Consider the following 20238-nt stretch of genomic DNA (forward strand, 5'->3'; position numbering starts at 1 on the left):
TGTTAATTGCACGCTAGCATTGCTTAAAATAGATGCCAACTTTTTACGCTCAACACTAGCCGCAACACGATGAGCGGAGTATGATATGCAGTATCCGAGTAATTTAGTCAGGTATAAAGCCGTTTTTATGATTTCTATTTCCGAAACAGCACAAGCACATTTTGCTAAACTATTAGCAGATCAATCACAACAGACCAATATTCGCGTTTTTGTTGTAAACCCTGGTACATCACAAGCCGAGTGTGGTGTTTCTTATTGTCCAGAAGACGCCGTTGAAGACAACGATATTCGCTTAAATTTTAACGGTTTTGATGCCGTTGTTGATGCTGAAAGTGCTCCTTTTTTAGAAGAAGCTGAAATTGATTTTGTTACCGACAAAATGGGTACTCAGCTAACGCTTAAAGCACCTAATGCAAAAGCACGTAAAATTGGTGATGATGCATCATTAAACGAACGTGTTCAGCACATGCTTGAAACAGAAGTAAACCCACAACTAGCTAACCATGGCGGCCAAGTAAGCCTAGTAGAGATTACAGCTGCTGGCGTTGCAGTGCTTCAGTTTGGTGGCGGTTGTAATGGGTGTTCTATGATCGATGTAACGTTAAAAGAAGGCATCGAAAAAGAAATGATAGCTAAGTTTGACGAGATCACAGGTGTTGCAGATATTACTGATCACGAAGCTGGCGAGCACTCTTACTATTAAGCCAAGTAAATGCTAAAGCCTCTTATATACCGCTTAGGGAGCAACCCTAAGCTGAGTTTAAAGCGGTTTTTTCGCGGCGTAGCACTGTTTGTGCTAGCCGTGATTTTTATTTTTGCGGGTTACTATAGTCATTACAGTTTGCAAATTATTGGCGTTTTAATTTTAATACCTGCGCTATTTTTTGCTTTTTGGGGCTACAGTGGCATTTTTGCCAATCGCTTTTCGCAAGTAATAAAAGAAATAGGGCCCAAACATCACGATCCTGATCTGTGGAAATAAGCCTTAATCTAGCAGCTGATTATTAGCTTTAAGCGTTTGATATTTTATTATTAATGTAACTCCACGCATTAGCATAAAGCAGCTCATCGCAAGCCATAGCCCATTATTTTGCCAATCATTAAATACCCAAAATACACCAAAAAACCCAACAGCTGCCGATAGCAACATACTATTTCGCATATCTTTAGCGCGCGTTAAACCAACAAATACACCATCAAATAAAAAGCAGCTCATTGCTAATAATGGCAAAGCAATTACCCATGGTAAATATTGCGTAGCCTCATTAATAACCTCAGGTACGTTGGTTAATAGCGTAATTATATAAGCGCCAAACACAGCAAAAAACACGCTATAAATTACGCCAAATAATATTCCCCAAAATACACTTATTTTTACCCACAGCTGTATTTTACTTACACTTTGTTGACCTTTAGCTTGGCCTACTTTAGCCTCACTTGCGTAAGCTATGCCATCCAGTGCAAAGCTGACTAACATTAAAAAGTTTAGTAATACTGCGTTCGCTGCAAGGGTTGTTTCGCCAATACGCGCGCCATAAAAAGTCATAAAGCTAAAACACAACTGAAGTATTAAAGAGCGAATGAAAATGTCGCGATTTAAACTCAATAACCCTGCCATTTTTTTAAAGCTAAACCAGTGCGGAGTACTTAACACTACACCTTGTTTTTTTGCGAGTTTAGTCACTAAAAACAGCGCGAAAACCAGCGCAGTATAATCAGCGATTAACGATGCCCATGCCGCGCCTGCTACAGCCCAATCTAAAAAAACAACAAAATAAATATCAAGCACAATATTTACACTATTTGTTACCAACAATAAGTAAAATGGCCCTCGTCCATAATGAACGCCTAACATCCAACCCAATAAAACCAAGTTACATAGTGCCGCTGGCGCGCTAAAAATTCGAATACTAAAATAAGTATAGGCCTCGCTTAGCACGGCATTATTAGCATCTGATAAAAATGCTATTGCGTGTTTTATTAAAGGAGACATAGCAATAAGAAATAATGCTACTATGCTAGCAAGTAATAGGCTTCGTTTGAGTAAAGCAGCTAATTGGGTTGAGTCATTTTGGCCATAGGCTTGTGCAACCATGCCGGTTGTGCTCATTCTTAAAAAACCCGCGAGCCAAAATAAAATGGAGATAACAGCTGAGCCCAACGCAATACCAGCCAAATAATGAGCACTGCCTAAATGGCCAATGACCGCGGTATCAACTATTCCTAACAGTGGCACGGTGATATTTGATAATATCATTGGTCCTGCTAACAACAGCAAGCTTTTATGGTGTGCTTTATTATGTATAAGAAATTGTTTCATTTAGTTTTATTGACTCTTATTGGGTTATCTTTACGTGCTCATGCTGGTGTTATTTTACAGTACCACCATGTAAGTGAAACCCTGCCGGCGGTCACTAGTGTGAGCGAAGAAACGTTTACAGAGCATCTAAACTATTTAAAAAATAATGATTTTAATGTTATTGCCTTAAATGAACTACTTGATGCTTTAAAACAAGGCCATACCTTACCTGATAAAACCGTCGCCATCACGTTTGATGATGGTTACAACAATAATTATGATCAAGCTGCTCCAATACTCGAAAAGTTTGGCTATCCATACACAATTTTTGTTAACCCTAAGCTCATAGACGAAGGTAAACGCTATGTGATGGGTTGGGATAAACTTAAAGAACTGAGTAAAAAAGGCGCACTTATAAGTAACCACACCGCACAGCATGACTATTTACATCTAAAACTTGACGGTGAAACTAACACGCAATGGAAAAAACGTATCACCCAAGATATTGTTCATTCACAACAACGTATAAAAGAAGAGATAGGCCACAACTATAAATATTTAGCTTACCCCTACGGAGAGTTTGATAACGAGTTACAAGCTTTAGTGACAGAGCTTGGCTATATAGGCATTGGCCAGCATTCTGGTGCTCTAAATAAACACGCTAACTTTAGTCGATTACCTCGCTTTCCTGCATCTGGCGTTTATAGCGACATAAAAACACTGGCAACCAAATTAAATTCTCAGGCATTTAATATTACTCAATTAAGCTATGAAAATAGCGTAACAACGCAAAACCCACCTGCGTTAACTATTGGGTTTGAAGTTGATGATTTTAACAAGTCTCAACTGGCTTGTTATGTGTCGGGGATTGGCAAAGCAAACTTGAACTGGGTGACTGATAATACGGTAGAGGTAACATCACCTAAAAAACTCAACAAAGGCCGTTCACGCTTTAATTGTACAGCGCCTTCAATTAAAAAACCGAACAGCTATTATTGGTTTTCTCAGCCTTGGGTTATTCAATAACTTTGAGCTTTCTATTTATTTAGTTAGGTTTAACTGCTTGGCTTAATAATCGCTCAGCCATTTTATCAAGTGCAGCCACTTCATTGGCTGCATTTAAATCAATAGCGGCTTTAGGCATTCCCCACACAACTGATGAGTATTCATCTTGCGCTAACGTGTATGCACCGCTTTGCTTCAGTGCTAACAGTCCTTTAGCCCCATCAGCGCCCATCCCTGTGAGTATTGCTGCCACTATATTTTTTGATCCACAATTTACAAGCGAATCAAATAGTACGTCAACGGCTGGTTTATGCCGATTTACAGGCTCACCATCGTCGAGCTGGCAATACAAAGCAATTCCTCGCTTTTTTACGCTTAAATGAAGCCCGCCGGGGGCAATATAAGCCCAACCTGGGCTTAGCTTTTCGCCATGTTGTGCCTCTTTCACACTAATTAAGCATGTTCTATCCATACGCTCAGCAAACGAGGCACTAAACACGGGAGGAATATGCTGAGTAATTACAATAGGAGGGCAATTAACGGGCATTTTTATCAGTACTTCTTTTATTGCCTCGGTCCCCCCGGTAGATGCACCAATTGCAATCACTTTATTTAATAAAAATTCAGTCTCTGAACTTATAGGTTTTGTATCGGGTGGCGCTTTTTTAAAGCTGCGTATTCGTGCACCGGCGGCTATTCTTACCTTTTGTTGAACCAGTGACGCATAATGACTCAGCTGGGCTCTTACGTTACTTGTTGGCTTAGCAATAAAATCCACAGCACCTAGCTCTAACGCCTCTAATGTAATGGGCGACCCCTTCTGCGTAAGCGTAGAAATCATAACCACGGGCATAGGCCTTAGGCGCATTAGGTTTTTTAAAAAGCTAATCCCATCCATTTTTGGCATTTCTACGTCTAAGGTAAGTACATCGGGATTAAGTTTTTTAATCATTTCGCGTGCTTGGTATGGATCTTCAGCACAGCCCACTACGTTAATGTCGTTAGCTTGTTGCAGTATTTCTGTAAGCAACCCTCTAATTAAAGGGGAGTCATCGATTATTAATACATTTATCATAGCGACTCCTAAAACAACTCTATATTCGATACCACTTCTTGCTTTTTAAGGTTTTGCAAGTAACGTACTTCGCGCTTTTCAATGGTATCATTATGTAATTTTTTAAGTTTTTTCATATACACTTTACCCGTTTGTGGATGAAAAAATATTTTTCTAGGCCACGGGCCGCCCATATCATGGGCCACTAAATTTAAGGCTTCTTCTTTGACATAGGCGGTAGCAAAACTAATATTACCCAGCCCAATATCTGTCATTGCACTAATTATTTTTCCGCCACCAAATAGCTTAATTTTTAAATTATGACGAGACGCACCGTTTTTTAATACTTCATTAATTAGGTATTCCATAGCCCAATTACCATAACGGCAGTTTAAGCCGTGTGCACTTTTAAGCTCTACGCCTTTTTGTATCGGCAGCATAAAATGATTCATCCCGCCAATACCTAACACTTCATCGTAAACACAGGCCGCAATACATGAGCCAAGTACCGTTGAAATCAATTCATTATTTTTAGATACATAAAATTCTCCTGGAAGCACTTTGGCAACAACATGATTTCTTCCTGAATCCCAGTAACGCTTAATGTGTTCAAAACTGGGTAAAACACTTCTAAATTCAGCCTGCATGTGCTCTCAATTGATACATAGTTTTTCCTAAATTTTTATAATTTGAGTGCTCTTTACCCATACTCTCTGAGTGACCTAAAAATAAGTAACCGTGATCGCTTAGAATATTTGCATAGCGTTTAAATAAATGATCTTTCGTTTCTTTATCAAAATAAATAACCACGTTGCGGCATAAAATAAGATCAAACGGCCCTTTCATTGGCCAGTCTTGCAATAGGTTTAAGCGCTTAAAAGAAATACGCTCACGCAGCGTGTCTTTCACTTTATAGTGTTCGCCATCTTTACTTTTTAAAAACCAACGCTTTAGATGAGTGGCATCTAAGCCATTTACGTTTGCCGCGGTATACACACCTTTTTGCGCTTTTTCTAACACGTTAGAATCTAAATCGGTGGCTAAAATCTTTACATCCCAATTACTTGGAAATGCATTATTTAGCGTCATTGCTAAGCTGTAGGGCTCTTCTCCTGTTGAGCAGCCTGCAGACCATATTCTGACCCGCTTGGTGTCTTTGTTCGCCTTTATTAAGTTAGGTATAAGCTCAGATTTAATAAATTCAAAATGATGAACTTCACGAAAAAAAGACGTTAAATTAGTGGTAATTGCATTTATAAACGCATCAAACTCTTGGTCTTTATGCGTATCTAAGTAGGCTAAGTAGGCTTTAAAGTCGTTTAATTTTAGCGCTCTTATCCGCCTTGCTAAACGTGAGTACACCATTTCACGTTTATGATCGCCCAATACAATACCGCAAGCGTTGTAAACTAAATTGGCAATGTCTTTAAAGTCGCGATCGGTACACAGAAACTCTTTCATTAGCAGCTCTCATACATAGTAGTGAGTGTGGCCTTATTGAGCGCTTTTCCAATAAGGCCTGTAATCAAAAAATTAAAATTCTTCCCACTCGTCTGCCGAGTCAATAAAATTATCGCCTCTTGGTTTGCTTTGTACTGCGTTATTTTGTGATTTGTGAGCTAAACTTGGGGTATTCATCGTGGGCGACATAATTGCCATGTCTTGCTGACCCAGTGAAAAGAAATTAAGAAGTCTGCGCATTTCATTTGCTTGTTCAGCCATTGACTCACCTGCAGCCGACGCTTCTTCAACTAAGGCTGCGTTTTGCTGGGTCATTTCATCCATTTGAGATATAGCTTTATTTACTTGCTCTATACCTGCACTTTGCTCTTCAGACGCCTCTGTAATATCTGAAATCATTTGCGTCACTTTTTGTACCGACACCACAATTTCTTTAAGTGTTGCACCTGATTCATTAACAAGCTGAGAGCCATCTGCTACTTTACCTACACTATCTCTTATCAGCTCTTTAATTTCTTTTGCTGCACCCGCAGAGCGCTGAGCTAAATTACGTACTTCGCCTGCAACAACCGCAAAGCCACGCCCTTGCTCTCCCGCTCTAGCTGCTTCAACGGCCGCATTAAGTGCAAGCAAGTTAGTTTGAAATGCAATTTCGTCAATCACACCAATGATGTCAGCAATCTTTTTACTCGATTCATTAATTGCCGACATACTCGTCACAGCACGATTAACCACTTCACCACCTTGAATCGCTTTATCGCATGTTTCTTCTGCGAGTGTATTTGCCACTTTAGCATTGTCTGCATTTTGACGGACTGTACTCGTCATTTCTTCCATACTTGAGGCGGTTTCTTCCAATGATGATGCTTGCTCTTCCGTGCGCTGACTTAAATCTGCGTTCCCCTGAGAAATTTCTTCTGCGCCACTGGCCACTAAGGTTGCTGATGAACTTATACGATTAATAACCTCCGTTAATTTATCTGCCGTGGTGTTTGCGTCGCGTTTTAATTTATCAAACGAGCCTTTGTATTCTTTTTCAATTCGCTTAGATAAGTCACCGGTTGCCAAGGCATCTAGCATATTGCCAGTATCTGCGACCGCATCGTCAACAATTTTAACTAAACTGTTTAACCCTTGTGCCAAGCGTAAAAAGAACCCCTCTTTACCCTCTTCCATTACACGCGTATCAAGGTCTCCCTCTCCTGCAGCACTCACTAATTGCGCTATTTCTCTTTCTATTGCAACTTCTGCGGTTCTATCTTCCCACTCTACAACGGTGCCAATTCTCTCTTGCTCTGGGGTTATTATTGGGTTTGCAACCAATCCAAATGTGCGTCCACCAACCTTTATTTGCGTGCTATAAGTATTTTTTAACGTTGCTAATAGGTTTTGTTGGTGCGCTGGGTTTTTATGAAATACATCAATATTTTGATTAAGTAGATTTTTGCTATCAAAATTAGGTAAGTCTTTTCGAAGGTCATTTTCAGCAATACGCATCATATTTCTAACAGCTTTATTCATGTACACAATGACATTTGATGAATCTGCAATCATGGTATTAGTCGCGACAGTATCAAGTGCTTGGCGCACACGAAGGTTTTCTTGTGCTATGGCACGCTCTGCGTCAGCTTTAGCAACCTTTTCAGTAATATCGTCCCACTCAACAATGGTACCGAGTTTCTTTCCTTCTTGGCTGTACCATGGCGTCGCTATTAATGTAAAAATAAGCCCCGCTAAACGCAGCTCTGCTTTATAAGGTTTATCTAAATTTTTTAATAAATCTCGTTGGTGTGACGGCTTCTTATGAAAATCATCAACACAAGTACCTATTAAATTATCAACAGAAAATTGTGGCAATACGGTTTGTAGGTCTTTTTCACGCGCTTTTAACATGTCTTGCACGCGTTCGTTTACGAATACAATATTGAGGTCTTGGTCTGCAATCATTACATTTGCTTGGCATACTTTTAAGGCGCTGGCTAAGTCTGCAGTTTTGCGAGAAGATTTTTCTAACTCTTTTTGAGCTGTTATATCTGATGCGTATTTAATTACTTTAAATGGCTTGCCATTCATATCATAGATTGGGTTATAAGAGGCCTGAATCCAAACTTCCTGACCTTGTTTTCCTATTCTTAAATATTCACCCGAGTCAAATTCACCGCGCCCTAATTTAGCCCAAAAAGCTTTATATTCATCACTATTTGCGTGTTCAGGTGTAACAAATAATCGGTGGTGCTGCCCTATAATGTCGTTAAGCTGGTACCCCAACGTATTTAAAAAGTTATCGTTTGCATCAATAATAGTGCCGTCTAAATTAAACTCGATTACTGCTTGAGACTTACTAATTGCATTAATTTGCCCTCTTGCCTCTGCAGCAGCGAGTTTTTGTGGTGTTATATCCGTCGCAAATTTTACAACCTTAATAACTTGCCCCTGGGAGTTTATAATTGGGTTATAAGTGGCCTGAATCCAAACCTCCTTACCACTTTTGGTAAAACGCCTAAATTCTTGAGATATAAACTCGCCGCTGTTTAATCGTACCCAAAAATGTGTGTAGTCACTCCCTTGGGCCTCAGTGTTATCAACAAATAAAGAGTGATGCTGGCCTTGAATCTCTTCTAGTTGATATTCCATTACGCGAAGAAAATTAGCATTAGCGGTAATTATTTTACCGCTTGGCTCAAACTCAATCACAGCTAATGACTTATTTAATGCGCTTACAATTAAATCATTATTTGATTCAGACTGTTTTGGATTACTAAACCATCCCATGCTCATCACCACCTTTAAGTTATTTTTACTTTATTTAGCAAATACTGACTCTAAATATTCATTGTTTTTTGCAAGTCGATTAACGCCACCATTTTTTCACCCACGTTAACTAACCCTGCCACATAATCGTCGTTATTTGTCTCTGAAATACTTGGTACCGCTTTGGCGTCTTGCTCTGAAATACTGTAAACCTCAGAAACGGCATCAACGGTAATACCAATAATTTTACTGTCGTGCTCAAACTCTATTTTTACTACAATTACCACTGTAAGCGGCCCATACTCTATACTGGGCAAGCCAAATCGCAGCCTTAAATCAATAATCGGCACTATGGTGCCACGCAAATTTATAACGCCTTTTACAAATTCGGGAGCGTTGGGTAAAACGGTTATTTCCTCCCAGCTACGAATTTCTTGCACAGTTAAAATATCTACGCCGTACTCTTCATCAGCCATAATGAATGTTAAAAATTGTTTCACGCCCTTTTGCTGCTGCAGATTTAGCTCCGAAATCATAACGCCTCCAAAGCAACTTGCGACTCAATACTTAACTCTTGGCTGCCCGGCTTTTTTAATCCTGAAAGCTTTATCAACCCGCTTATATCAACTATCAATGAAACCCGTCCATCGCCCAAAATAGTCGCACCGGATATACCATCTACTTTTTGGTAATTTGCCTCTAAACTTTTAATAACAACCTGTTGTTGCGATAGGAGGTCATCTACCAATAACCCCACTTTTTGGTTGTCGGTTTCTACAACAACAAGCAGGGTTTTATCAAGAGACTCAATGGCGTTATCATGATTGAAAATATCGTAGAGCCTTAAAATTGGAATGTATTCATCACGCAATCTAAGTACGTCTAGGTTTTTGCCTACACGGCTTACTTTGGCAATATCAATTTGCAGCGATTCAACAATAGAAATAAGCGGAATAATATAGGTATGCTGGGCCACTTTAACTAATTGGCCATCTAAAATAGCCAGTGTAAGCGGTAATCTAATTGTAAACGTTGATCCTACATCTGGCGCGGATGTAACCTCTACAGAGCCATTTAATGACTGAATATTACGCTTAACTACATCCATACCAACACCACGGCCAGATAAGTCACTCACTTCATCCATAGTGGAAAAACCAGGCATAAATATAAGCTCGTTTATTTCCTCATTGCTAAGGTGGTTGTCGGCAGAGATCAGTCCATTAGCAATGGCTTTTTCTTGAATTTTTTTAGTGTTTAGCCCTTGCCCATCATCCATTATTTCAATAACAATATTTCCGCCTTGGTGAAATGCATTTAAAGTGACCGTTCCTACTGGATCTTTTCCGGCTTGCAGTCTTTTCTCAACCGTTTCTAGGCCATGATCTAATGAGTTTCTAACCAAATGAACCATAGGATCAGAAATTTTTTCCATCACGGTTTTGTCTAATTCGGTTTGCTCGCCTATCAGCTTTAATTCAACCTGTTTATTTAGCTTTTGCGCAATGTCGCGCACCAAACGTGGGAAACGGCTAAATACAAAATTAATTGGCAACATGCGGATACGCATTACGTTTTCTTGTAAATCGCGAGTGTTGTGCGCAAGTTGCGCTAAACCTTCTTGCAATGCTGTAATTGTTGCTGGCGTAATGTCTTGCTCGCTAAGTTGATTAAGCATAGCTTGGGTAATAACAAGCTCACCCACCATGTTTATTAATGAGTCAACTTTATCAATCCCAACGCGAATAGAAGTCGACTCGGGTGTTGTTGATTTTTTATTAGTATTAGCAGAAGTTGGCTTTATAGGCTTAGCTTGTTCCGCCTGCTTCGGCACTGGTTCTTGGATTAATGGCTCTTGAGCTACTGTACTGCTGTCATTTTCAGGAGTGGGTAACTCATCAGTAAACAGGCCGCCACACAATTCAATGGTAATATCAGCGTCATCTTCAACCCATTCGAACACCTCTTTAATTGCGCTTTCACCCTGGCTGGTATTTAAGAAAAAACGCCAATGTAAAAAGCACTCATCACTACTCAAATTGGTTATTTCAGGGACTTCATCATAAAAAACGGTGGTATCTAACTCGCCTAACTGCTCAAGCTCACTAATCATAATGAGTGGTTCATTACCTGTTTTAAATAAGTGATGATGAGGCTTAAAGTCTATTTGGTATGTATCGCTATCAGACTGGTTATCAGAAGTTTGAATGTTGGACTCTTGCGTTGTGCTATTTATTCCTAGCACTTCTTCAAATTGTGCTCGTAGTGTATCGGTTTCAGTTAAGTCGGGCTCTTGCTCTGCCTGCAATCCAGCCAGTAACGAACGAAGGCAATCAACCGCTTTAAGTAATAAATTAACGTGCTCGGTTGTCAGGGTCCGCTCGCCTTGACGAATTTGGTCCAGTAAGGTTTCAAGTACATGAGTAAAATCAGACACCGATGAAAAACCAAATGTCCCACTCCCCCCTTTTATTGAATGAGCGGCTCTAAAAATAGTGTTAATAGTTTCTAAGTCTTCCTCACCGGGTACTAAGTTTAAAAGCTCAGCTTCCATGGTATCGAGGCCTTCAAAACTCTCTTCAAAGAAAACTTCAAAAAATTGACTTAAATCTATACTCACTTTGCGCTCCTTGACTAACGAATAACCTTTTTAATCACCGCTAGTAACTGCTCAGGATTAAATGGCTTTACTATCCAGCCTGTTGCACCAGCCGCTTTACCTTCTACCTTTTTTTCTAAGCCCGACTCGGTTGTTAGCATAAGTAATGGCGTAAATTTATAATCGGGTAATGTACGTAGCTCTCGAATTAATGTAATACCATCCATAATTGGCATGTTTACATCTGAAATAACCGCATCAAAACCTTGCTGCTTAGCAATAGCCAATGCCTCACTGCCGTCTTTGGCCTCTGTTACATCAAAGCCTGCGGTTTTTAAGGTAAAGCTCACCATCTGACGCATTGATGCTGAATCATCAACTGCTAAGATTTTTTTCATATAAACCTCTAACTATTTCTTTCGATTGTTAAATAATGACTTAAGCCAAGCTGATTAATGGTATGTACTAATGCTGCACTACTGCCGACCCATATAATTTTGTGTTGGATGGTAAGTAAGTGTTTTTGAAGCGCACATAACAGCTGAATAGATGCAGTATCTGCAGACACTACATCGCTAATATCAAGACTTATATCGTCGTTGCTATTGAGTTCTTGTAGTAAGTCTTGGTGGAGCGTTTCAACTTGGGTAATCACAAGTTCGCTTGGAAGTTTTAACATTTAAAATTGTGTAATCCCTTTCATTTCAATTCATAACAAAAGCTTAGCTCTAGTTACTAAAATTGCCATAAAAGGGTCAAAAAAAAATTTAATAAATTTATAAACAGGAATGAAAAAACAAAAAAGGGAGCCTAAAGCCCCCTTAAAATACGTGAAAATTTAAAAAGTCAGTTTTTAGTAGTAGTTTGCAATAACTTTAAACTCTTGCGCTAATTGAGTTGAATTTATAAGCGGCACACTGCCTTGTTTAAACTCAGGTTTGAAAATAGCTCTTAGCGCTCCTGTATCATCAACCAACGCAACTGATGCGCTATGATCAACCGCATAATCAGCTTTTGTTGTATCACTAATTGCGTAAATTAGGCCAAGCTCTCTCACCACTGGAAAAAGATCTTTATGCTCCCCTGAAACAGCCAAAAAATTGGGGTTAAAGTAATCTATATATTGTTTTCGTTTTTCTGCTGTATCTCTGTTTGGATCGACCGACACAAACCATATTTGTAATGGGTAATCAGCTTCCAGCTCTTTATAAACTGCGTTTAACTTAGCCAATGTTAACGGGCATATATCGGGACAACTTGTGTATCCTAAAAACACTAAATTCCATTGCCCTTTAAATTGCGCTTTTGTCACTGGTTCGCCGTGCTGATTTTTTAACGTAAAATCCGAAAGTGATTTAGCGTTTTCATAAACAAGTGCATTTAAATTTTGAGGATCGTTTTCACTTGAGCACGCTGATAAAAATAAACTTAAAACAACAATTACTAAAAGCCATAACCGTTTCATAAAGGAAGCCATTTATCTATAAATAAGATCACGAAGAGTACCATTAAATGCACTATCGAAAAACGAAATAAATCCATAGCCTTGTCGTTATTAGCTGCAAATTTTAACTTAATGGCTTTGTACATAAACACACTATTTAGCGCACAAGCACCCACTAAATAAATACCTCCTGACATACCAATTAAGTATGGCATCACACACACTAAGGCCAATAAAACTGAGTATGCAACTACACATGTTTTACAAAAGTCGATACCGTGGGTAACCGGCAGCATTGGAATTTTTGCACGCTCGTAATCACTTTTTCGAGCAATGGCTAAAGCCCAAAAATGAGGAGGAGTCCAGGTAAATATAATCATAACAAGCAACCACGGCGCTGCTGCCATTTGGTTTGTTTCAGATACCCAACCAAGCAATGGCGGCATCGCTCCAGCAAGTCCGCCTATTACAATATTTTGAGGTGTTGCACGTTTTAAAAATGACGTATAAATGAAGGCATAACCCACTAATGCAAATAACGTTAATATTGCTGTAAGCGTATTAGCCCACACCATAAGCATGATGAAACCAGCAATACCAATACTTGCCGCAAACGTTAATGCATGTGTTTTACTTAAACGCCCTTTAGCAACAGGGCGATGACGCGTTCTTGCCATTTTAGAGTCTATTTCGCTATCTACTACATGGTTAATAACGGCAGCGGCAGCAGACAACAGGCCTATTCCTAATAGACTAATCATCTGAACGCCTATCCCACGTCCAACATCCGGAGCTAATGCTAATCCAACCCAGGCCGTTAAAACCAACATCGCCACCACTTTAAATTTACTGATGGCTAAGTAATCTTGTAATAGATCGTAAGCACGCAAGCTAAGTGATTGAGTATGTGCAGGCTGTATTGTTTTTTTGTTTATTGTTAGTGCCATTATATTTCTCCTTTATGTGCGTGATTTTAGGTAATAACACAACCTAACCATACTTAATAACAGTATGGCAGCCATTAGGTTATGCGCCAGTGCTACACCCAACGGAAAGTGCCAATGTACCAAAATGAGTCCTAAGCTAATTTGGCAAAATAAAGTAACCAATACTGCTATTACGCAGCTTTTAATTTTTTGAGAGTAAGCGTGACTGTAAATTTTCCACATAATAATCGCCAATACTATGCAGGTTACTAATGCCCAAATACGGTGTAATAAGTGAATAGACATTCTTGCTTGTTGTGAAAGCACACCAAACTCATAGTTGCTGTGTTCAAGCGGTAACTGAAAAACACTCCTCAGTGAAAAAGGCTGAGCGTAATCACATAAAGGTAAACCATTACAGTGTGGTGCTGCGTAATTAGCCGCAAGCCAACCACCCAGCGCTATTTGCAAGACCAGTACAATAAGCGCAATTAAACTTAATCCATAATACCGCTTAGCCCCCGCATCTCCGCCCATAATGGGTTTTGCTGTTAACCTTAAATACAGCAATGTAATCAGCGATAAAATACTAAAACCACCCAATAAATGCCCCATCACTATAAGTGGTTGCAGATTCATAGTGACAGTCCACATACCTAAGGCAGCTTGAAACACAACAAGTAATAGCAATAAAGATGTGAGCTTTAATGGTGTAGTTGGAAATTGACGCTTTAAAAAAGCAACAATAAACAGCGCTAAAATCATCAATCCTAAGGTGCCCGCAAAATACCTATGAATCATTTCTTTCCAGGCTTTTGCTTTTTCAAACACCATATCAGGGTAGCTTTGTGTTGCTAAAGCAATATCAGCTTCATGTTTAGGAACCGTTAAAAAGCCATAACATCCGGGCCAATCTGGGCAACCCAGCCCTGCATCACTCAAACGAGTGTATGCACCTAGTGCAACAACAACTAAAGCAAAAAGTCCGGTCAATAAAACCCAATTCTTATAATTTTTGTACATCTTTTACCTCACACTAAACGGATTAGCTTGAACGAGAATAATTAAGTAGTTTTTTTAAATCCTTCAATAGCCCTTTTTGAACTAAGCGGTTTTCTTGAGGCTTTGCTTTATATGGGTACTCAAGTACCACAAGCCCCATATGATCAATTAAATACAAACTTGCGGGGGTCAAGCTTGCTTGCTGAGCCATTTTTTTCCATGGTAAGTCTGCTTGTGAAGGACTCCCCATAACAGCCATATCTACCTTTCCTTGATTTTTACCAAGCGCTATATACAAATTATTAAGCGCCTCAAGTTGCTCGTTACATGACGCACTGCACTCACTCGAATAATTAAGTGCTATAGTCCATTGTTTAGGATTATTTTGTTGCCAGTTTTCTAGTTTTATCTCTTCATTTAGAAATTCACCGTGATTTGTAACCGCACTAGGTAACCAATCAAATTTCAGCGCGCTATAGGCTAAAAACAAAGGGATAGCACAACAGGTTACAAACAATAAAAGGGGTTTATTTTTCATTTTTATTCCTTTTTTTACTCGCAAAAATGGCTACAACAACACATGCAAAGGCGATTAAAAACCACTGCACCGCATAGGCGTTATGTTTTTGTGGGCTCATTACAACCGCTTCGTAATGCGGTATCGCAATTTCATCACCCTCACCTTGGCGGTAAGCCATAAAGTTAACCAATGGGGAATTAGTGTGTGATTGTATAAAGCTTAAGTCGATTGATTGAATGCGTTTGGGCAGATCACCACTCGAGGTTTTGTCTTCTAGGGTAAAACTACTGAGGTTATTCTCTTTAATTTGTGCTTTGACCGTAAACTCACCTTTAGGCATAACTATTGTGGGTAAAATATCCCGTGATAGCGGGGCTCTCACCCAACCTAAATTAACCAATACTGCACGCATATCATTATTTGGTTTTAACAGGGCGAGTAGGTCGTAACCCACTTGTCCGTTATATACTTGATTATCTAACAACCAGTAATGCTCGCTTAAAAGTGTCCCTTTAAGCTCGACTAGTACACCGGTTTTATTCCACTGCTTTGGTAAATTAAGCAACTGCGACCAACTCATAACACCATGAGTTTGTATTTGAGCGATGGCAGTGAGCTGTTGCTGTTTTTTTTCACCTCGTTCTAATTGCCAAAAACCTAGGCGCACACATACCAGTACGACAACCACAACCATACAAATTGTGATTATTGAACTAAGCTTTTGTTTGTGCCTTAAAACTACTTGCATAAAGGGTCAACTCAGTGATTATTAAAATTATTATTGTACTGTTGTTAATGTTTATACTTTTTAACTTATTTAGAGCGCTATTTATTATGGTGTCTGGGAAAACAAACGGGCGACCTATGTCTCACTTTTTAGGGCGCCGAGTGTTGTTTTCGGTTGTTGTATTAGTGGTTGCAATCGCAGCAGTTAAGCTCGGTTATATAAAGGCAAATAGCTCGCCCATAAACGTTACAGCACATATACAAACACAAATAAACACAGCCATACCACATCAACAAAATGCCAATACCAAGCAGCAGCTTGAAACGCAAAGTGCTTTTCTTTGGTAAAATGACCTTTTAATATTCGTATTAAAATGACAAATAAAAGTATGGCTCCGAGTGTGACATGCATGCCATGAAAGCCTGTAAGCAAAAAGAATGTATTACCGTACACACCGGCATCTAATGTTAGATTTAAGTCATTATATGCATGAACGTATTCCTCTACCTGCAATGCTAAAAAGCACACGCCCAATAACACCGTAAGTCCTAAAAATACTTTCAGTGGTTTACGTTTGTTGTTTTCCATTGCAACATGGGCAAAATGTAACGTGACCGATGAAGCGATTAAAATTAACGTATTGATCAATGGTAGGCCTTGCCACCCCATAGCTTGGGTTGTGTCACCGGAAGGTGTAACAACCAAAGGCCACATAGCTTCAAAAGTAGGCCACAACACTTCATTAGTCATAGCATTGTTACCCGAGCCCCCCAACCAAGGCACCGAAATCATACGTGCATAAAATAACGCACCAAAAAAGGCCATAAAAAACATAACCTCAGAAAAAATGAACCAGCTCATGCCTTGTCGAAAAGAACGATCCATTTGTGCTGAGTACAACCCTTGGCCTGACTCGTGAATAACATTTTTAAACCAGCCAAATAACATATATAAAAGAACGGCTATACCGGCATAAAGTAAATAAACACCGCTCCCCCCTTCCTTGCCAACTTCCATAACTGTTAAGCCTGCGCCTACGGCGATAAAAAACAACGCAACCGCCCCTACAATGGGCCACGGGCTTTGCTCTGGTACGTAATAATGCTCATGTTCTTGATTCATTTTACTTGCTCCTAGTTTCGCACTAGTGTTTGTTGCTAGTTATTACTGGCAACTAGTTGCTCACTAATATCAAATACGGTGTAAGACAAAGTTAGCTCTTCAACATCACTTGGAAGCGCTGTATCAACATAAAAAAGCAATTTAAATTCGAGCTCTTCCCCCGCTTTTAGGGGTTGTTGATCAAAGCAAAAGCAGGCCATTTTGTGTAAATATTTTGCCGCTTTGCCTGGTGAAACAGACGGTACTGCCTGCATAACTTTATCGAGTTCACTACTATTTTTTGCGCTAAAAACGACTTCTCGCATTTCTCCGGGTTTCACAACCACACTGTACTCTTTTGATTTCACCTCAAAAGGTGCTCCGCTTTGTGCATGAGTTGTAAAACTCACGCTAACGTCCCTTGTTTGCTCAATCACGCTACTTTGCTGCGCTTGCTCTAACGATGGCTTACCATTTAGCCCGGTTAAGTCACAAAACACGTCGTATAACGGCACTAAGGCAAACGCAAACGCAAACATACCTATGCTGATAATAATCAAGCGTTTAAGGAGCGGTGCGTGGGTCATTATTTAATTTCCGGTGGTGTTGAAAAGGTATGGTAAGGCGCAGGGGATTCAACTTCCCACTCTAACCCTTCAGCGCCATCCCATACTTTTGCAGGGACTTTTTCGCCGCCTCTTGCACATTTAAAAACAACCACTACAAACAACAGCTGAGATAAACCAAATGCAAAACCACCAATACTTATAATTGCGTTGAAGTCTGCAAATTGCAGTGCATAATCAGGAATACGACGAGGCATACCAGCCAAACCCACAAAATGCATTGGAAAAAACAGCACATTTACACTGACTAACGACAACCAAAAATGCCACTTAGCCAGCGTGATATTAAACATATTGCCAGTCCATTTTGGCAGCCAGTAATAAGCACCGGCCATGATTGAAAATACCGCCCCTGTCACTAACACATAATGAAAATGAGCCACTACAAAATAAGTGTCGTGGTATTGAAAATCAGCGGGAGTAATAGCAAGCATCAACCCTGAAAAACCACCTAATGTGAACAGCACTATAAAAGCAATACTGAACATCATAGGGACTTCAAAGCTAATAGAACCGCGCCACATGGTAGCTACCCAATTAAATACTTTTACGCCGGTAGGTACCGATATCAGCATTGTGGAGTACATAAAAAATAGCTCTGCAGCTACCGGCATACCGGTGGTAAACATGTGATGCGCCCACACAATAAAGCTTAGCAATGCTATAGATGACGTGGCATAAACCATAGATGCATAGCCAAATAGCTTTTTACGCGAGAAAGTGGGCACTATGGTTGAAATGATACCAAAGGCTGGCAAAATCATGATGTAAACTTCGGGGTGACCAAAAAACCAAAATATATGCTGGAACATCACCGGATCGCCACCGCCGGCAGCATCAAAAAAGCTAGTCGCAAAATATTTATCGGTTAAAACCATGGTCACCGCCCCTGCCAAAACGGGCATAACAGCAATGAGTAAAAATGCCGTTATTAGCCATGTCCATACAAACAAGGGGAGTTTCATCCACGTCATCCCAGGTGCACGCAAATTAACTATAGTCACAACCACATTAATAGCACCCATAATTGAGCTAATACCCATTATGTGCACCGCAAATACAAACAAGGCAGTATTGTCGTTACTGTATGTGGTTGAAAGCGGAGCATAGAAGGTCCAGCCAAAAGCAGGACCTCCTCCAGGCATAAATAAAGAAGCAAGCAAAATTAAAAATGCGAAAGGTAAGATCCAAAAGCTCCAGTTATTCATTCTAGGTAATGCCATATCTGGCGCACCTATCATTAACGGTATCATCCAATTGGCTAATCCCGTAAAGGCAGGCATAACGGCGCCAAACACCATTATTAAACCGTGAACTGTAGTCATTTGATTAAAAAAGTGGGGATCGACCAACTGCAACCCTGGCTGAAATAATTCGGCCCTGATCACCATAGCCATGGCGCCACCAATTAAAAACATGGTCAACGAAAATATTAAATATAAACTGCCAATATCTTTATGATTTGTTGTATAAAGCCAGCGCTTAAAGCCTTTAGCTGGATGATGAGCATGATGCGCTTCATTGGCGTTTGGTTGTTCTGCTATGCTACTCATTAGTTAGCCTCCACGTCGGCATCAAGTGCTGCTTGAATCTCACTAGGCTGAATAACATCACCGGTATCGTTACCCCATGCATTTCGCTTGTAAGTAATAACCGCAGCCAATTGTTTTATAGATAACTGCTTGGCAAATGATTGCATTGCCGTACCTGGGCTCCCATGGATAAGTATGTCTATATGACCTTTGATATCGCCAAGTACAATTGGGCTGCCTTTTAGAGCCGGAAATACGCCCGGTAGCCCTAACCCTGTAGGTTGATGACATGCTGCACAACTTGCCATGTATACTTGAGCGCCCAGCTCCATTAGCTCTTCTTTAGGTAATGTTTGATCAAGTAAAGCGGCATCAGCTAAAGCTGCTTGTTGCTTAGCTTGTTTAGCATCGGCCAACCATACTTTAAAGTCAGCCTCAGATTTGGCCTCTACCACAACGGGCATAAACCCGTGATCCTTACCGCACAGCTCGGCACACTGACCCCGGTAAATGCCTTCTTCGTTTATGTTGGTCCATGTTTCGTTAATAAAGCCTGGGTTGGCGTCTTTTTTAACGGCAAAGTCTGGTACCCACCAAGAGTGGATAACATCATCTGAGGTCATTAAAAAACGAATTTTTTGATTAATTGGCAGTACGAGGGGTTTGTCTACCTCAAGTAAATAATTTGGGTTTTTATCAGCTAAATTAGTTATTTCATCCTGAGGAGTTGCAAGCATTGAGTAAAACTCTACATCTTCTCCCATATATTCATAATGCCATTTCCACTGTGAACCTGTAACTTTAATTGTTAAGTCGGCTTTACTGGCATCTTCCATAGCGATTAAGGTTTTTGTAGCTGGCACTGCCATTGCAATTAAAATAACAAATGGAATGGCGGTCCAAAGAATTTCTACTTTGGTGCTTTCGTGGAATTGAGCGGGAACCGCTCCTTTAGATTTGCGATGATGAATGAGTGCCCAAAGCATAATGGCAAACACTATTATCCCAATCACACAACATATAAAAAATATGGTCATGTGTAATTCGTAAACATTTTCACTTATATCTGTAACGCCCTTACGCATATTAAATTGGCTATTTGCCAAGGCTAACTGCGGAAAAACACACAATATAAGCCACAAGGTACAACTAAGTTTACCCATGTGACGACTCCTTTGATGCTGTTGCTAG

Annotated in this window: 22 protein-coding genes; 4 read left to right on the forward strand and 18 right to left on the reverse strand. The window is 39.9% G+C overall.

Going from position 1 to position 20238, the window contains the following annotated elements; genetic code table 11:
* The first annotated feature begins 127 nt into the window (after positions 1-127).
* Entirely contained in the window at positions 128-703 is a 576-nt protein-coding gene (gene nfuA, locus MTF67_RS16345; protein WP_006793795.1) for a Fe-S biogenesis protein NfuA, read from the forward strand.
* Between the two features lie 9 nt (positions 704-712).
* Positions 713-982, forward strand: coding sequence for a hypothetical protein (locus MTF67_RS16350; RefSeq protein ID WP_006793794.1), 270 nt, complete (start codon positions 713-715; stop codon positions 980-982).
* 3 nt (positions 983-985) lie between these two features.
* Here the strand turns inward: MTF67_RS16350 and MTF67_RS16355 are convergent, their stop codons facing one another.
* Positions 986-2257 carry an MATE family efflux transporter gene (locus MTF67_RS16355; RefSeq protein WP_248520113.1) on the reverse strand — a complete coding sequence of 424 codons (1272 nt, stop codon included), beginning with the start codon at positions 2255-2257 and terminating at the stop codon, positions 986-988.
* 42 nt (positions 2258-2299) lie between these two features.
* Here MTF67_RS16355 and MTF67_RS16360 point away from each other — a divergent pair, with 42 nt between their 5' ends.
* A complete protein-coding gene (locus tag MTF67_RS16360) occupies positions 2300-3325 on the forward strand; it encodes a polysaccharide deacetylase family protein (RefSeq protein ID WP_248520115.1) in 1026 nt (341 codons plus the stop codon).
* A 19-nt stretch (positions 3326-3344) separates the two neighbouring features.
* Here the strand turns inward: MTF67_RS16360 and MTF67_RS16365 are convergent, their stop codons facing one another.
* From MTF67_RS16365 to MTF67_RS16425, 13 genes are all read right to left on the reverse strand, one after another.
* Positions 3345-4379: a chemotaxis response regulator protein-glutamate methylesterase gene (locus tag MTF67_RS16365; protein ID WP_248520116.1), complete on the reverse strand. Its 1035-nt coding sequence runs from the start codon at positions 4377-4379 to the stop codon at positions 3345-3347.
* Between the two features lie 8 nt (positions 4380-4387).
* Positions 4388-5005, reverse strand: a complete 618-nt coding sequence (gene cheD / locus MTF67_RS16370; RefSeq protein ID WP_006793790.1) for a chemoreceptor glutamine deamidase CheD — start codon at positions 5003-5005, stop codon at positions 4388-4390.
* Positions 4995-5819, reverse strand: a complete 825-nt coding sequence (locus MTF67_RS16375; protein WP_006793789.1) for a protein-glutamate O-methyltransferase CheR — start codon at positions 5817-5819, stop codon at positions 4995-4997. Before MTF67_RS16375 ends, cheD begins: the two co-directional genes overlap by 11 nt.
* Positions 5820-5891: 72 nt before the next feature.
* A complete protein-coding gene (locus MTF67_RS16380; protein ID WP_248520118.1) occupies positions 5892-8591 on the reverse strand; it encodes a methyl-accepting chemotaxis protein in 2700 nt (899 codons plus the stop codon).
* Positions 8592-8641: 50 nt separating this feature from the next.
* Entirely contained in the window at positions 8642-9106 is a 465-nt protein-coding gene (locus MTF67_RS16385; protein ID WP_006793787.1) for a chemotaxis protein CheW, read from the reverse strand.
* Entirely contained in the window at positions 9103-11190 is a 2088-nt protein-coding gene (locus MTF67_RS16390; RefSeq protein WP_248520120.1) for a chemotaxis protein CheA, read from the reverse strand. The genes MTF67_RS16385 and MTF67_RS16390 overlap by 4 nt, the downstream gene beginning before the upstream one ends.
* A 14-nt stretch (positions 11191-11204) precedes the next feature.
* Positions 11205-11567 (reverse strand): response regulator, encoded by a 363-nt coding sequence (locus MTF67_RS16395; RefSeq protein ID WP_006793785.1) that lies wholly within the window; start codon positions 11565-11567, stop codon positions 11205-11207.
* 8 nt (positions 11568-11575) lie between these two features.
* Positions 11576-11848 (reverse strand): STAS domain-containing protein, encoded by a 273-nt coding sequence (locus MTF67_RS16400; protein ID WP_248520121.1) that lies wholly within the window; start codon positions 11846-11848, stop codon positions 11576-11578.
* 174 nt (positions 11849-12022) lie between these two features.
* Positions 12023-12634, reverse strand: a complete 612-nt coding sequence (locus tag MTF67_RS16405) for an SCO family protein (protein ID WP_243532348.1) — start codon at positions 12632-12634, stop codon at positions 12023-12025.
* Positions 12631-13560 carry a heme o synthase gene (gene cyoE / locus MTF67_RS16410; protein WP_006793782.1) on the reverse strand — a complete coding sequence of 310 codons (930 nt, stop codon included), beginning with the start codon at positions 13558-13560 and terminating at the stop codon, positions 12631-12633. Before cyoE ends, MTF67_RS16405 begins: the two co-directional genes overlap by 4 nt.
* A 12-nt stretch (positions 13561-13572) precedes the next feature.
* Positions 13573-14562, reverse strand: coding sequence for a COX15/CtaA family protein (locus tag MTF67_RS16415; protein WP_006793781.1), 990 nt, complete (start codon positions 14560-14562; stop codon positions 13573-13575).
* A 22-nt stretch (positions 14563-14584) separates the two neighbouring features.
* Positions 14585-15079, reverse strand: a complete 495-nt coding sequence (locus MTF67_RS16420) for a hypothetical protein (RefSeq protein WP_006793780.1) — start codon at positions 15077-15079, stop codon at positions 14585-14587.
* Entirely contained in the window at positions 15069-15809 is a 741-nt protein-coding gene (locus MTF67_RS16425; protein ID WP_248520123.1) for an SURF1 family protein, read from the reverse strand. The genes MTF67_RS16420 and MTF67_RS16425 overlap by 11 nt, the downstream gene beginning before the upstream one ends.
* Positions 15810-15823: 14 nt before the next feature.
* Here MTF67_RS16425 and MTF67_RS18545 point away from each other — a divergent pair, with 14 nt between their 5' ends.
* Positions 15824-16135 (forward strand): DUF2909 domain-containing protein, encoded by a 312-nt coding sequence (locus MTF67_RS18545; protein ID WP_074210162.1) that lies wholly within the window; start codon positions 15824-15826, stop codon positions 16133-16135.
* On the opposite strand, the gene MTF67_RS16435 is transcribed toward MTF67_RS18545, so the two are convergent.
* Genes MTF67_RS16435 through coxB form a run of 4 tightly spaced genes read right to left on the reverse strand, consistent with a single transcriptional unit; the run spans position 16035 to position 20210 of the window.
* Positions 16035-16910, reverse strand: a complete 876-nt coding sequence (locus MTF67_RS16435) for a cytochrome c oxidase subunit 3 (protein ID WP_248520126.1) — start codon at positions 16908-16910, stop codon at positions 16035-16037. The genes MTF67_RS18545 and MTF67_RS16435 overlap by 101 nt on opposite strands.
* Positions 16911-16945: 35 nt before the next feature.
* Positions 16946-17476, reverse strand: coding sequence for a cytochrome c oxidase assembly protein (locus MTF67_RS16440; protein WP_010557765.1), 531 nt, complete (start codon positions 17474-17476; stop codon positions 16946-16948).
* Positions 17476-19068, reverse strand: coding sequence for a cytochrome c oxidase subunit I (gene ctaD / locus MTF67_RS16445; protein ID WP_006793775.1), 1593 nt, complete (start codon positions 19066-19068; stop codon positions 17476-17478). Before ctaD ends, MTF67_RS16440 begins: the two co-directional genes overlap by 1 nt.
* A complete protein-coding gene (coxB, locus tag MTF67_RS16450; protein ID WP_006793774.1) occupies positions 19068-20210 on the reverse strand; it encodes a cytochrome c oxidase subunit II in 1143 nt (380 codons plus the stop codon). Before coxB ends, ctaD begins: the two co-directional genes overlap by 1 nt.
* Between the last annotated feature and the right edge of the window lie 28 nt (positions 20211-20238).

It is taken from the genome of Pseudoalteromonas sp. 2CM32C, assembly GCF_023161925.1.
Classification (GTDB): Bacteria; Pseudomonadota; Gammaproteobacteria; order Enterobacterales; family Alteromonadaceae; genus Pseudoalteromonas; species Pseudoalteromonas marina.

Coding starts and splice junctions, on each gene's coding strand:
- nfuA (WP_006793795.1), top strand. CDS start 128: ATGATTTCTATTTCCGAAACAGCACAAGCACATTTTGCTAAACTATTA.
- MTF67_RS16350 (WP_006793794.1), top strand. CDS start 713: ATGCTAAAGCCTCTTATATACCGCTTAGGGAGCAACCCTAAGCTGAGT.
- MTF67_RS16355 (WP_248520113.1), bottom strand. CDS start 2,257: ATGATATTATCAAATATCACCGTGCCACTGTTAGGAATAGTTGATACC.
- MTF67_RS16360 (WP_248520115.1), top strand. CDS start 2,300: ATGTATAAGAAATTGTTTCATTTAGTTTTATTGACTCTTATTGGGTTA.
- MTF67_RS16365 (WP_248520116.1), bottom strand. CDS start 4,379: ATGATAAATGTATTAATAATCGATGACTCCCCTTTAATTAGAGGGTTG.
- cheD (WP_006793790.1), bottom strand. CDS start 5,005: ATGCAGGCTGAATTTAGAAGTGTTTTACCCAGTTTTGAACACATTAAG.
- MTF67_RS16375 (WP_006793789.1), bottom strand. CDS start 5,819: ATGAAAGAGTTTCTGTGTACCGATCGCGACTTTAAAGACATTGCCAAT.
- MTF67_RS16380 (WP_248520118.1), bottom strand. CDS start 8,591: ATGGGATGGTTTAGTAATCCAAAACAGTCTGAATCAAATAATGATTTA.
- MTF67_RS16385 (WP_006793787.1), bottom strand. CDS start 9,106: ATGATTTCGGAGCTAAATCTGCAGCAGCAAAAGGGCGTGAAACAATTT.
- MTF67_RS16395 (WP_006793785.1), bottom strand. CDS start 11,567: ATGAAAAAAATCTTAGCAGTTGATGATTCAGCATCAATGCGTCAGATG.
- MTF67_RS16400 (WP_248520121.1), bottom strand. CDS start 11,848: ATGTTAAAACTTCCAAGCGAACTTGTGATTACCCAAGTTGAAACGCTC.
- MTF67_RS16405 (WP_243532348.1), bottom strand. CDS start 12,634: ATGAAACGGTTATGGCTTTTAGTAATTGTTGTTTTAAGTTTATTTTTA.
- cyoE (WP_006793782.1), bottom strand. CDS start 13,560: ATGGCACTAACAATAAACAAAAAAACAATACAGCCTGCACATACTCAA.
- MTF67_RS16415 (WP_006793781.1), bottom strand. CDS start 14,562: ATGTACAAAAATTATAAGAATTGGGTTTTATTGACCGGACTTTTTGCT.
- MTF67_RS16420 (WP_006793780.1), bottom strand. CDS start 15,079: ATGAAAAATAAACCCCTTTTATTGTTTGTAACCTGTTGTGCTATCCCT.
- MTF67_RS16425 (WP_248520123.1), bottom strand. CDS start 15,809: ATGCAAGTAGTTTTAAGGCACAAACAAAAGCTTAGTTCAATAATCACA.
- MTF67_RS16435 (WP_248520126.1), bottom strand. CDS start 16,910: ATGAATCAAGAACATGAGCATTATTACGTACCAGAGCAAAGCCCGTGG.
- MTF67_RS16440 (WP_010557765.1), bottom strand. CDS start 17,476: ATGACCCACGCACCGCTCCTTAAACGCTTGATTATTATCAGCATAGGT.
- ctaD (WP_006793775.1), bottom strand. CDS start 19,068: ATGAGTAGCATAGCAGAACAACCAAACGCCAATGAAGCGCATCATGCT.
- coxB (WP_006793774.1), bottom strand. CDS start 20,210: ATGGGTAAACTTAGTTGTACCTTGTGGCTTATATTGTGTGTTTTTCCG.